The 12503-nt window shown below is 38.1% G+C and carries 13 protein-coding genes; 7 read left to right on the forward strand and 6 right to left on the reverse strand.

Going from position 1 to position 12503, the window contains the following annotated elements; translation table 11 throughout:
• The first annotated feature begins 169 nt into the window (after window positions 1-169).
• Both ACR3I3_RS07720 and ACR3I3_RS07725 read left to right on the forward strand, forming a co-directional pair.
• The gene (locus ACR3I3_RS07720) at window positions 170-1126 is read left to right on the forward strand and encodes a DUF4062 domain-containing protein (protein WP_440951687.1); all 957 of its coding nucleotides are present in this window, start codon (window positions 170-172) and stop codon (window positions 1124-1126) included.
• 201 nt (window positions 1127-1327) lie between these two features.
• Window positions 1328-1537, forward strand: a complete 210-nt coding sequence (locus ACR3I3_RS07725; RefSeq protein WP_440951688.1) for a hypothetical protein — start codon at window positions 1328-1330, stop codon at window positions 1535-1537.
• Between the two features lie 169 nt (window positions 1538-1706).
• On the opposite strand, the gene ACR3I3_RS07730 is transcribed toward ACR3I3_RS07725, so the two are convergent.
• Window positions 1707-3002, reverse strand: a complete 1296-nt coding sequence (locus ACR3I3_RS07730; RefSeq protein WP_440951689.1) for a hypothetical protein — start codon at window positions 3000-3002, stop codon at window positions 1707-1709.
• A gap of 330 nt (window positions 3003-3332) precedes the next feature.
• Between ACR3I3_RS07730 and ACR3I3_RS07735 the strand changes: the two genes are divergently transcribed.
• From ACR3I3_RS07735 to ACR3I3_RS07750, 4 genes are all read left to right on the forward strand, one after another.
• Complete coding sequence (locus ACR3I3_RS07735; protein WP_440951690.1) at window positions 3333-3809, forward strand: hypothetical protein; 477 nt, start codon at window positions 3333-3335, stop codon at window positions 3807-3809.
• 60 nt (window positions 3810-3869) lie between these two features.
• Entirely contained in the window at window positions 3870-4289 is a 420-nt protein-coding gene (locus ACR3I3_RS07740) for a DNA-deoxyinosine glycosylase (protein ID WP_440953769.1), read from the forward strand.
• A gap of 131 nt (window positions 4290-4420) precedes the next feature.
• Complete coding sequence (locus ACR3I3_RS07745; RefSeq protein WP_440951691.1) at window positions 4421-4624, forward strand: hypothetical protein; 204 nt, start codon at window positions 4421-4423, stop codon at window positions 4622-4624.
• A gap of 464 nt (window positions 4625-5088) precedes the next feature.
• Window positions 5089-5973: a hypothetical protein gene (locus tag ACR3I3_RS07750; RefSeq protein ID WP_440951692.1), complete on the forward strand. Its 885-nt coding sequence runs from the start codon at window positions 5089-5091 to the stop codon at window positions 5971-5973.
• 97 nt (window positions 5974-6070) lie between these two features.
• Here the strand turns inward: ACR3I3_RS07750 and cas1 are convergent, their stop codons facing one another.
• From cas1 to ACR3I3_RS07775, 5 genes are all read right to left on the reverse strand, one after another.
• Window positions 6071-6676 (reverse strand): CRISPR-associated endonuclease Cas1, encoded by a 606-nt coding sequence (gene cas1, locus ACR3I3_RS07755; RefSeq protein ID WP_440953770.1) that lies wholly within the window; start codon window positions 6674-6676, stop codon window positions 6071-6073.
• Window positions 6677-6746: 70 nt separating this feature from the next.
• Window positions 6747-7574 (reverse strand): HEPN domain-containing protein, encoded by an 828-nt coding sequence (locus ACR3I3_RS07760; protein ID WP_440951693.1) that lies wholly within the window; start codon window positions 7572-7574, stop codon window positions 6747-6749.
• Window positions 7575-7620: 46 nt separating this feature from the next.
• On the reverse strand, window positions 7621-8448 hold the full coding sequence (locus ACR3I3_RS07765; protein WP_440951694.1) for a tryptophan-rich sensory protein: 828 nt from the start codon (window positions 8446-8448) through the stop codon (window positions 7621-7623).
• Window positions 8449-8527: 79 nt separating this feature from the next.
• Entirely contained in the window at window positions 8528-8914 is a 387-nt protein-coding gene (locus ACR3I3_RS07770) for a DUF6979 family protein (RefSeq protein ID WP_440951695.1), read from the reverse strand.
• A gap of 105 nt (window positions 8915-9019) precedes the next feature.
• Complete coding sequence (locus ACR3I3_RS07775; protein ID WP_440951696.1) at window positions 9020-12076, reverse strand: ATP-dependent helicase; 3057 nt, start codon at window positions 12074-12076, stop codon at window positions 9020-9022.
• Window positions 12077-12100: 24 nt separating this feature from the next.
• Here ACR3I3_RS07775 and ACR3I3_RS07780 point away from each other — a divergent pair, with 24 nt between their 5' ends.
• Window positions 12101-12226, forward strand: a complete 126-nt coding sequence (locus tag ACR3I3_RS07780) for a hypothetical protein (RefSeq protein WP_440951697.1) — start codon at window positions 12101-12103, stop codon at window positions 12224-12226.
• Window positions 12227-12503 lie beyond the last annotated feature (277 nt).

Genomic DNA, 12503 nt, shown 5'->3' on the forward strand with positions numbered 1-12503 from the left:
GATGGGTTCGAATTTCCCTACTCGCACATTATGTTGGGGATATATATAACGCGAAAAAAGTGTACGCTTTAATATTTGAACATTTAAGAAAAATATATATCTGTTATACGCTACTTATAGTACAAATTTGATAATTTCACAAATTTACAAAAAATATTTCGGTGTTCAAATGACAAAACCAAGAATTTTTGTGAGTTCGACCTATTATGACTTAAAGCACATTCGAAGTAGCCTTAAAGCTTTCATTACCGATATGGGATATGAACCAATTTTATTCGAAAACGGGGATATTCCTTATAAACACAAATCTCCTCTTGATTCATCGTGTTATGAAGAAATTAATACTTGTCATATTCTTATTTTAATTATAGGTGGACGTTATGGAAGCCCATCATCTGAAAGCGTAATAAAAGAAAATGATGAAAAACCGACTTGTCCAAACTATCATTCTGTAACAATGCAGGAATATCGAACTGCTAGAGAATATGATATCCCCATATACATTTTTGTCGAAAAAAATGTTTATTCAGAGTATCGCACTTACAGAGAAAATAAAGACGCTGCCTGTGAAATAAAATATGCTTATGTCGATAATGTAAATGTTTTCAAATTGATTGATGACATCAGTAGTCAAAGCCGAAATAATCAAATTCGTGACTTCGATAAATTCGAAGATATATCAAATTGGCTGAAAGAGCAATGGGCAGGATTATTTGCCGACTATCTTTTAAGGGAAAGGAACGAGAAAAGTTTAGAAGATATGTCTGCCAAAATAGAAGAATTGTCTCAAGTAACAGCAACTTTGCGTGAATATACAGAATCAATTATGAGAAAAGTTGTACCTGATGAGTATAAAGAAATTATTGAGACGCAAAATGAAAAGATGGAATTACTTAAGAGACATTTTTTTGCTTCAGATAGGGCTATCGGTTATATTTTACGCCAAGATACAAAATTAAATGTCGAAAAACTCTATTCTGAGTTTAAAACATCAAAATCGTTTGAAGAATTTGTCAATAATATTGGCGTTGATGATGAATTAAAAAATAAATTTATGGAACATAGGGCATTGCAAAAAGATTACGATAGGTTACGTTTACGATTGATAGATTTGGACCTCTTTTAATTCCAGAATCTATATAAAAAGTTTAAATCTTGTTCTCATCTCCTTCACATCAGCCAATTCCCTTCTTTCCCTCTCTTTCTTTTTTTAACACATCTCTTATTTTAGAAAGATATATATGTTTTAATTCCAATTCAAAATTTATGGTAGGAGTAGATTGGACTAACGATGAACAAATAGTTTCTTTATACTACTATTTGAGAGGTGCAAAAGCAATTAGACAAAGATATCGATGTATTAGATCTTACAAATTGGGAAAAAGACAAACTAAACTCGCTTCAACTTAACACTATTGGGGAAGTTCTTCAAGCACCCGAAATAAAGCTAAAAGAAGCATATTATGTTGGAGATAAAAGAGCACGTAGAATACATAATACTGCTCAAGCAGCGGTTTATGAGTATTTACTAGGATAAATCTCCTGTAAAGTAGATATATAGCTGGATTTTAATGTCCAACAACACTCATCATTTATTTAGCTAACCATTCCGGTATTGTTAAATTAAAAAACAATAGAAAAAAAAGAATAAGCTCTCACATGAGCTTATTCCTCTTTTTTCTTTTTTATTTATGGATCGTGATTGTTCACAAAACTGCTATTGTACTTTGAGCATCATAGAAGTTATGATTTCTTGGAAAGCCTCTCAGTTTCATAACTACAGAGTAGCTCTGTTTAAACAGTATTGTAAAACCCAAAATTCCTATAATCACATTTACAATTACTATCCAGAAAGGCAAATTCAAAGATAAGTATATAGCGGCAACAAGTGCAGTTAGTATCAAAATAAATCTAACAATAAATGCTATGTACATTCCTAATGTGTAATAAACGACAGAGAATTCAATTTGCTTATAGATACTAGGACGGTCTTCTGGCATGGCCAACTCAATTTTGAGGGCGTCCTTAACATTCCTCAAACTAATTACAAAATTAAAAGGAGAAAAACAGACATATCTTGGAGCATAGTCTTTTTCCTTCTTTAAGTATATAAGGGAGTGAATCTTTCGTTCAAAATCCTCCAAGTTGATCCTCTCTAAATGCCCCTGTGCTTCAGTATTTTTTTCATGCTTTGCAAGGATTCCAGTTAAACTATCGGGATCGTTTTGTAGTTTTTTTGTGATAAAATGTTCTAAGATTGTAAAAATCCAACCTGAGCTTTCCGATGTTTCTACATTCCTGAAGAGAGAATGAAAATTCTCTCTTCGCCACTTGTGCTTTACCGCTAAGGTAATAACATAATCCCCGACTAGTGCGTTATCAGCAGCTAGACTTCGTGCCTGAAAATATCTCAGAACTATAATAATCAAAATAGCAGATGGAAACCACATGGCTATTTCTATAGAACTTAACTCATAACCTCCAAGAATCCATCCCAAGACTGGAAAGTCTTCTGGAACCTCTAATGACAATGAGAATATGAAAGCGATAAGTGCACATATCGAAATAATTGCGGGATTTGATATTATTGAAAGTATCATTGAAGGCACATCACGCACCCAAGAGATTCCTTTGAATTTTGAAAAACCCTCTAATTGTTTTTCCAGGTGCGATTGAAGTTTTTCAGCAATATCATCTGGTTCAAGTTGAGAAACTTTAGGTGACAACCTAACTTCACGTGTCTTGCGAACTTCTATCGGTGTTTCCACCATATTTTTCAGTGTTGAAGCTATTGTATTAGCAATTGAAATAGCTTCTTCTATTGTTTTTAGCTGTGAACGAAACTGGTATTCGACATCAGGATTATCTTTTGGGGATAAATAAACTCCATATGTACCATCATCAAAGATACCAGGTCTTACGTATATTATAAGAGTATTTATGTTCATGTGCAGTAGACTTTGTCTGGTAATATATTTCCCAATAACATCCCAACCACTCAATTGTGGATCCCTCCCTATGCTATATTATAAGTGAATACTCTATATATTCTTTTTTATAAATTATACAAATATACGAAATTACAAACATTATTAATAAGCAACACTTAATTTTTTTTAATTAGACATATAGTTTTATGACTGAATAAAAACTGTTAAAAAAGATGAGTATCTCTTTTCTAAGATACCTATTACCCCGCACTTTTCTTTTGGGATATAGGTAAGGCTGAAAAACCGAACTTTTAAACTAAAATCAAAAAGTTGATTGGATATATTTATTGAGTATTTACAATTAACATAAAATTATATGCAATGGATAAATATATTTGAAGCATGTCTTTGAAACTTAATTGTGAAATTTGTAGAGATGAGTTTATTGATCATAATCCAGACTTAAAGCATTGTCCATCTTGCCAGGGAATTCTAAATCGATATAAAAAAAGTAAAAGATATAATTATCCATCTGTAAAAGCTGCATTACGGGAAGCTTTTTCTCACAAAGATTCTGAAAATGTATATTTTAAATGCGAATATACAGGGATTATTAGCAAATTTAATGATGGAACTGGAACAGTTGGACACTTTAAAGACCCTTTTGTTTTGACATTAGATCATGAATACTCCAAAAAGAATAGAGTGGTTGTGTCTTTAAACCTTGTTAATAAAATTAAAGGTGATATACCACCAACAGAATTCAAGCGAATTATAATGGCATTGGGTGATTTTTTTAACAGTGTAACTGTGGATAAAACAAAAGCCTCTGAAAAGCTTGAAGATGAACTAAAGGAAATATGCACCATCTCTCAATAGATAATCTCAAGAAGTAAAGGTTTAGATCAAATAGTAAATGAAGATACAAAAATTTTAATTATAGGAACTTTTCCTGGTGAAAAATCGAGAAATCAAAAACAATATTATGCCGATTCTCGAAACCAATTTTGGAATTTGATGAGTTATGTTCTTGGCATTGATCTAAAGGAAATGGAATACGAAGATAGAATCAACATTTTGAAGAAACATAAGATTGGACTATGGGACACAATAGAATCTTGTGAAATCGTTGGAAGTTTAGACAAAAACATATGCAACCCACACTACAATGATTTTTCTCACCTCAGCCAGATAAAAAAGATTGTATGCAATGGAGGAAAGGTGGAAGAAATATGTAAGGAACATTGTACTGTTCCTGATGGTGTTCAAGTTGTAAGAGTTCTTTCTTCGAGTTCTGCTAATAATGGTGTAGTAGGTAGATCAGAGGACTGGAAAGAAGCAATAAAAGTTCTACTTTGAGTTCTATTTTGGTTAAACGCTTTAAAAGTGTTGTCGAAATGTAGCAATATCTAAAAAAAAGATTATTAAAGATTTTATTTTACTATTTTTTAATAAACTTAAAATATATTGTGAATATACAGATACGGTATATGATTGAACTTGATAAAAAGCAAAAAAACAGTATGGGAATAATGCTTTTTTCTCGTTTTGTTGAAAAACACCTTTATGACACCGATTGGCGCTTAATAGCAACTTGTTGTGGTGTATCTGATATTTTGAATAAATATGAGCGCGTTACACGTGCTCAAACTTTTGGAGATCCTGATTATCCAACTGCAATATCTAGGTTTTAGAAGAAAAAAGTGTACGGGTTTGTGTAATTCATTTGAATAACCATATTTTAAAAATTTCTGAAAAATATACCTAGTTCTTCGACATCAAATTTCAACAGTATAAAGCTGTTTATTTTTAATTTAATTTTTTAATTTATCAGTATATTTATTAAAAGAGATAACATTGATAATATTTATATATACTCATTATAGATATAATTATATAGTTTAAAATTAAGAGAATATTGTGGAATAATAATCCACTATATGGACATTTTAAGGAGGAGTGGGACTGCCAGATAATATAGGTTTTGTAGTAGTGTACAATAGACCAGAGGATACTGAGAAATTTAAGTCAAGCTTTTGCCAATAACACAAGCTATCCCTTGCTCGCAATAGTGAGCGAGACTTAGTTTATGCATTTTTAATAATCATATTGTAGAACTAAAATTGGCTAGGTATTAAAGTTTAATATGGGGGTAAACATGACATCCGATACGAATCATAATTATGATGGTTACAAGCGGCATATCGCCGCAATAATTTTTTGGTTAGCTTTCTTTGCTAGTGCTTATTTAATTTATTTCGCAGTATATAAGGGGGAAGACTTGAAAATACCTCAGTATGTAATTGTCTTTAGCGTAATTGGTGGACTAATGTATCTTTTCGCTTCTACTGCAAGCGAATGGGCAACAACAAGAAAAAAGCTCGAAGGGTTAAATGACAATGAAACAGAATTAAAAAAGTTCAACAACAAAAATTTTTATGAAAAATTAAATGATTTCGATATTCAAAGAAAAGCTTTGCGTGTACTGGCAGCTCCCCTACTGGCAATTGGAATATACCTGCTATTTGATCTGATATTTGTTGACTATGGTACAACAACCGTATCATCAAATATCAGCAACAATTCAAGTACATTGGATATAGTAAATGCGATAAGAAATGCCGATGATTCTGAAAAGATCACCCGGATGAAAGCAGGCATATCTTTTCTGGTCGGAGCTTTTGTAAAACAATTTCTGGATTTAATCCAGGCATTAGCAGCGGGAATTGGAAAGAATGAGGAAATTGGAAAGAATGAGGAAATTGGAAAGAAACCAGAAGAGGCTGAGGTAAGGAAAGATGCGGAATCCCTGATAAGTGTTGCCGAGAAGTATCTCAAGGAAGGAGAAAACAAAGCTCCTAAGGAAGGAGAAAACAAAGCTCCTAAGGAAGGAGAAAACAAAGCTCTTAAGGAGGGGATATTAAAGATGAAAGGCGCAATTTATGATCTCAAAACAGCTATTGAAGGCAGTGATATTGAAACAATCAAGAGTAATACCGAAGCTCTGCGGGAAGCAATAAAAGAATTCTCAAAATTAATTTAAAGAAATTGATTAGATCGAGAAGAAAATTCTCAGACATTATTCGAATTGATAAAAAAATAAAGTGTTGGAATCCCAATGGACTCCAATACTTTTTCATTTAAGTTTGGAACGATATCAATCTCCATCCTTCCAACCTTTCCCTTACATGAGCATTCAGGCTAAATGACTTCCCAGACATAGCATTCTGCTTCATATAATGCAATGTGCCTTTAGAGAATCCCATCTTCTTCCATTCAGTGTAGGGCATATCAATAATCTTCTTCCTAAGCAAATCAGAATCATCTCTTTCAGCCACAAAAACAGGCTTGCTGAACTCAATGGTTTTTCTCTTCCCAACAACATTACAGTTAAGCTCCCTTGCCTTCAGCAAAAGGACAGATCCCCAAGAACCATTCTTTTTCCTGTACTCAACCTTACTGTTCATCATAGAATTGAACTCTTCAGTTACTTTCCTTGCTCCTATTGGTCTAAGTCTTAATGAAAAGCTCTCAGTCCTGACAAAATCCTTGTTATCCATTACTTCCTTCTCAATCAGGTTCATAACAGCAAGATCAACAATGAACCTGAACGGCTCTTGGAGATCATAGGCAAGACTATACTTGCTTTGATTCATTTCATGCAAAAAACCTACATGAGCATCAAGACCAACTGAATTAATGGCTCTCAGGCATTCAGATTTGAATCGTTTAATTATTAAAGTGATTGCTAATTATAATAAGCAAAAAAGCAACAAGTAAAGTCTATAAAATGATGCTGAATGAGAAATAACTTCATTATTCATCACCATTATTGATTTCATCGGTGAGTCTTTGCACTTCTTTAATGTAGGATTCTGCATATTCTTTAGTGATTACCATAGTGTATTTCCCATGTGCAACCTGATTTCGTATGGATCTTATCTTTTTAATTAATTCAACTTGTTTTGCATTTAATATTTTTTCACTTTCTGCGAATGAAACCATTTGCAAAAGTGAGATATGCCTTTTACTCTCAACTAAGTTCATTTTTGCTAGTTTGGCGTACAAAGATTTCTCGATTGCATTACTAAGTTCAAGTAACATAACGTTATAATATCCATTTTCATATGCTTGTATTGCTTTTAAAAGCGAATTTGCTTCAAATTCGCCTGCTTTTTCGATATCCCCTTCAAGCCTTATTTCATTACTTCTCGAACTATTTATATATGTATATGTCGTTGAGATCAAAGCAAGCAAGACGCCTATCAATGATGCTAAATTCATTAAAATTTCGCTATCCACATTAAGAAGTTTAGAGGACACATATAGCACAAAAATGACTACCGGAAAACCAATAATTGCTGTTGCATATAAGAAATCAGCTATTTTAGTTACATGGCGAAACACATCAATTTTAATTAATTTAAGTGAACTATATTTTAAATTATGAATCGCATACATATATACAGATAAAAACAGAATAGCTCCCATTATTAAAAACAAATAATATATTGAAGGGGTGTATGAAAAAAATGGGATTTCAATTGGTTCTAAATAGTCTCTATAAGTGGGAAGGGCAAATATCAGAGCTAGAAAACTAATAATAAAAATTGTTTTTTTATCTGCATTTATGTCATCCTTCATACTTTTCTTTAAAAGAGTTACAGTATAAATACATTCCTAATTAAAATTAATAATTTGTGAGACTTCGGTTTTTCATTTTTGGCATTTTCCTTCTCGAAACCAACAAATAAACCACACCAACAAGCAACAACACAATACACCCAATCGTTGTACTGATAATCACAGGATACTGCCCCCCAAATCCTTCAGGCGAAGTGTGCTTTAGCAATATTCCTGAATAAGCCCAGACAATAACAAGTCCGTAGGCAACATCCCTGTTCTTCAGCATGGTCACAAGACCTATAACAAGTCCTAAAGCAATTACTATAACAGTCCAGGAAGCGTCGCTCAAAATGAAGTCTTTCCAGCCCAGGCTGACAAGAAGTACAGTGGCATTGGCAATGGTTGCTACTGTGATCCATCCGAAGTAAACGCTGAATGGAAGCCTGATAAAGAAATATTCGTTCTTAGAAAACTGTTCCCTGCTTGTCAGCTGATTTATCAGGATCAGGCAAATGAGGATCACGATCATCAGCAACATGGATAATGGGATTATTTCATAGTGCCATGCGAAGATCCAGGACGCATTGGCAATGGAAGATACAGAGAACAGGATTCCTATCTTATAGATGAGCTCGGTCCTGTCAGTGGTTGTGTTTCCCTGAAAAATGCCGAGCTGGTAAAGGGTGTAGCCTCCCAGTAATAGATATATGAGTCCCCAGATCGCAAAGGTCGCTCCTGCAGGGGCAAAAAGATTGGGGTAGGCGTCTGAGAGCTGGCCGGTGGTGATGTCGTTGATGGGGAGGATGTTGGCCAGTGCATTGACAGTGATCATTATCAGGAACGTTAGTGTGGTGATGATCTTGATTGTTTGATTTCTTTGGTTTGTGTTCATGATAGATTCAGTCCCCCATCAATGCTAAAAAACAATCTGGTAAACTGATATTTCTTACCGGCTTAATACCAAAAAATAATCATTCTCTATCAATGTAACCGTTATTCCATAACGCGATAACTACATCCATTTGTCCATTATGTGCTTTTGGTTCATCAACAACTTCACGCCAAAGAGCTTTAGCATCCTTTGTTAAATTCGGGTTTTCTTTTAGAACTTTGACTGCTTTTAAAGCATATTCTTTATTTTTCTGAGATCTTGTATAGTTTCCCTTTTTTATACCCTTTATAAGACCTTCTTCACAAAGTGCAAGGAATGTGTTTCTTGGACATCCTTTCCTTTGGCTACAAGTCCCTTCCCCAAAGATTTCCGAGGTAACAAAATCCCAAATATCTCTAGGATCTTTTCCTTCATTTGATATTATCGCATTAACAGATCTTACTGCTGCTTCCCCATATTTTGTCATATCAATAACCTCCCCATTAGTTTAAACCAAATTTTGAAAATTCAATATTCTCAATTATGATTTTGAGCAATATATTCTTTTGTTTATCTCGTTTAGAAATAACAGTTATTCCCCCTCCCACCACTCACAGATTCCCTTAAAATCACAGAAATAACAATTCGGCTCCCCGCCAACCTCGAAATCATCCTTCAAAACCCTTGCAACCACAGCATTGATCTCATCCACCACAACATCGATCCTCTCCTCATCCACATCCATCATTCGGAGCTCCTGAACCTCGGGGTTGACATAAAGCAATCCGGCCTGTACTGGCATTTTCCCGTACATCTCCTTCACGGCCAGGCAGTAGAGGGCCAGCTGGACATCGTCCTTCAGCTTGCTCTTTGGGAGGGTGGTCTTGCCTGTCTTGTAGTCGATGACGATGTATTCGCCTTCAGTTGTCCGGTCTATCCTGTCGATAACTCCTCCGAAATGGGCACCGTTCAGGTCGAGGTCGAAGTATTCTTCCACTGCGACGGTCTCGTTGGGATTGTCGGCCTCGAAGCGGAACCAGAAGTCCAGCATCTGCTTCATCTTGCCGTGTTCCTGTTGTTCCTGGGTCCTGGAGGGGTAGGCTGCAGGGTCCCAGATGTCATCTAGCAGTTGGTTGGCTGTAGTAATGTCAATGGATTCTCCCTTCATGTCCATACGGGACAGTTGTTCGTAGACGGAGTGGACATCTGTACCGACCTGGAAATAGGCCTTCTGCGGAGTGGGTATGTTGAGGACTGTCCCATACTTGAACTTCAGCGGGCAGTCCTGGTATGTCTTGATCTTGGAAGCCGAGAATCTCATGTTCGGGTCCACGAGGGGCGGGATGTTGTTGTCGATCAGGTCCTCCAGTTCCTGCGGCTGCTTGGGGTTGAACTGCAGGAAATCCTTAGCATCAAAGGCGGACAGGTTGCCTTCGGCCTCGATCTCCCTGAGCTGGGCGAGGACCACAAGGGACTCCAGGGCCTGCTTTAACTGGCCCTGCTTTGAGTACATGCCGAGCATTCGGAGGTATTCATCCTTCTTCTTCATCAGGGGTGACATGTCCTCCACCTCGCTCTTCCTTTCGAACTGCTCTGCTTCGATATACTCGATCAGCGGATTTGAGGTGTAGTCAAGCTGTGTGAGGAACTCGCTGGGGGAGACCTTCCGTTTGTTGCCTTCATACTTCTCAGGGAAAACCAGGTAAAGTTCTTCCTTTGTCCTTGTCATGGCAACATAGGCCAGCCTTCGTTCTTCCTCAAGGTGCAGCACCTTCTCATCCACATCCCTCTGGAAGCCCTTTGCCAGCTCCTTTGGTATGGTGAAGGCCTTTCTCCTGTAGGTCAGAGGAAGGTGCCTGGTGGCCATGTCGCAGACGAACACCACCTTCGCTTCCTTGCCCTTGGACTGGTGGATGGTCATCACCTTGACGGTATCCTCATCAATGGAAACTCCCTCTTCCAGGTCCAGGCCGAACACCAGCTCCAGATCTTCCACCACTGTTTCCAGTTCACTGCCACCATCAACAAGCTCCAGGTCTTCCACAGTGGTGACGAGGGAGTTCAGTATGGAAATGTTCCTTCTGGATGAGAGAGTATCCTCCTGCAGCTGTGTCCTGTAGAAGTCTGTCTTCTCGGACAGCAGATGCTTCACAGTATCCGACGGCACGTGGCTCTTCTTGTATTCGATCAGATCATTGATCCGGGACACGATGGACCTTATAAGGTCCTTCTGGTTGATGTCAAGCTCGTCAAGGTGGTAGAGCAGCACGGAATATATGCCGTCGCCTGTATCGCCGTCATCCCTGCTGATCTTCAATGCCTGAAGGTTGATCTTCTGCAGGTTGTGCTCGCTCACACCTTCCCTTGACAATATCTTTGCAAAGGCGATCCCGTTGTTGAACGGATTGGCCACCACATGGAGGTATGCCATCGCTTCCCTCACCACCGGGAAACGGTTCAGCTGGAGGCTGCCCACGAATTCCACGGGGACCATCCTCTGCTTCAGTGATTCGCTGAACTTCTTGCCGTCAGCCCTTTTTCGGGTAAGGATGAAGATCTCCCCCGGCCGGACACCCTCATTGATCATATGCGTGATCTCTTCAGCGACCCATTCTGCCTCGCTCACATCATCAGGCGCCTTGACAACCTTTACCTCGTTCTTCTCACCATTGTGGGCCGTGAGGTTCTTCTCCTGTCTCTGCGGGTTGTTCGCAATAAGCTGCTGGGACAGCTGCACGATCTGTGAGCTTGACCTGTAGTTCTTCTCAAGCGGAATTATCTCAAGGGAGGGGTAGTATTCCTTCAATTGTTGTATGTTGGAAAGATACGCTCCCCTGAAGCGGTAGATGCACTGGTCATCGTCAGCCACACAGGTCAGGTTGTTGCCATCCGCTATCATGTGAACAAGGAATAGCTGAGCAAAATTTGTGTCCTGGAACTCATCCACGAGAACGTAGTCATATCTGGTCTTCACCATGTTCCTGACAACATTATTTGTCTCAAGAAGGTTGCAGGCCATGGTGATCATGTCGTCATAGTCAAGGAACCCGTTTTCACTCTTGTACTGCTGGTAATGCCCGTAGAACCTTGCAAGGTCGCTCAGCTTCAGCAGGATGTCCCTCTCGGTTTCGTCAATGCTGGCATCTTCCAGGTTCCTGCCTGCATATTCGGCCAGTTCTTCCGGTGAGACGAGATGGTCCTTCAGCTGGGATACTCCTTCCAGCAGGCTGGTGATGAGGTCGTATGGCTGTGTGGGTATCGCAAGGTTCTGGAAGCCGAACGAGTCGATGTTCTTTATTCCCCAGATGTGGGAGTGCTCCTTTGTTATCAGCTTCGCGTTCTGGTTGATTCCAAGATAAAGTGAGAACTCGCGAATCAGGTCATTGCAGAATGAGTGGAACGTGGAGACCGTGATTCCACTGCCGACGCCGATCTTGTTCTCGATTCTCTCCTGCATCTCACCAGCTGCTTTTTCGGAGAAGGTCAGTGCCAGTATCTTTTCCGGGGGGAGGCCGTTTTCGGTGAGGTCGACCACTTTCTCTGTGATGGTGAACGTCTTTCCTGAGCCCGGGCCTGCGAGAATGAGAAGCGGGCCGTCGGTGTATGTGACTGCTTTGAGCTGGTCTGGATTGAGTTTGGCGGATGGCAAGTTGTGGTACCCCTTTGTTATGATTTGGAAAATGTTGTATGGGAAGTTAAAGATTTGAGGGGTGTTATAGTTTTTGATTTGGTTTTGGAAGGTAACATTATTTCTGGAATTTTTGGATTGGATGAGATCATCCTAATTATCCTTACATGAATCAAAATTTCAGGAACTGTAGCCCACTTGCCCTCTATAGTCATATTTAGGTAAATCTTGATTAATTGAGCTTAATTTTTGCCAAAAAATATATATGCGTTAAAAATATTTGTCCCGCACCGATCAAACCCCTTTAAAACGATACAATCCGACGAGTTTTTGAAATGGAATCGAATAACATCTCTCTGAAAAATAAGATCCTTGTTTATGTCATCTTAGGTGCTTTCCTGATTCTATCTGTATCTGCAATAGTTAGTATTTCTACCGTAACGGGTCA

The sequence above is a fragment of the Methanococcoides mangrovi genome (assembly GCF_052057775.1).
Lineage (GTDB): Archaea > Halobacteriota > Methanosarcinia > Methanosarcinales > Methanosarcinaceae > Methanococcoides.

What these genes read in the sequence shown, in the direction of transcription:
- ACR3I3_RS07760 (WP_440951693.1), bottom strand. Translation starts at nt 7,574, where the DNA reads ATGAAGGATGACATAAATGCAGATAAAAAAACAATTTTTATTATTAGT.
- ACR3I3_RS07765 (WP_440951694.1), bottom strand. Translation starts at nt 8,448, where the DNA reads ATGAACACAAACCAAAGAAATCAAACAATCAAGATCATCACCACACTA.
- ACR3I3_RS07745 (WP_440951691.1), top strand. Translation starts at nt 4,421, where the DNA reads ATGATTGAACTTGATAAAAAGCAAAAAAACAGTATGGGAATAATGCTT.
- ACR3I3_RS07750 (WP_440951692.1), top strand. Translation starts at nt 5,089, where the DNA reads ATGACATCCGATACGAATCATAATTATGATGGTTACAAGCGGCATATC.
- ACR3I3_RS07720 (WP_440951687.1), top strand. Translation starts at nt 170, where the DNA reads ATGACAAAACCAAGAATTTTTGTGAGTTCGACCTATTATGACTTAAAG.
- ACR3I3_RS07770 (WP_440951695.1), bottom strand. Translation starts at nt 8,914, where the DNA reads ATGACAAAATATGGGGAAGCAGCAGTAAGATCTGTTAATGCGATAATA.
- ACR3I3_RS07735 (WP_440951690.1), top strand. Translation starts at nt 3,333, where the DNA reads ATGTCTTTGAAACTTAATTGTGAAATTTGTAGAGATGAGTTTATTGAT.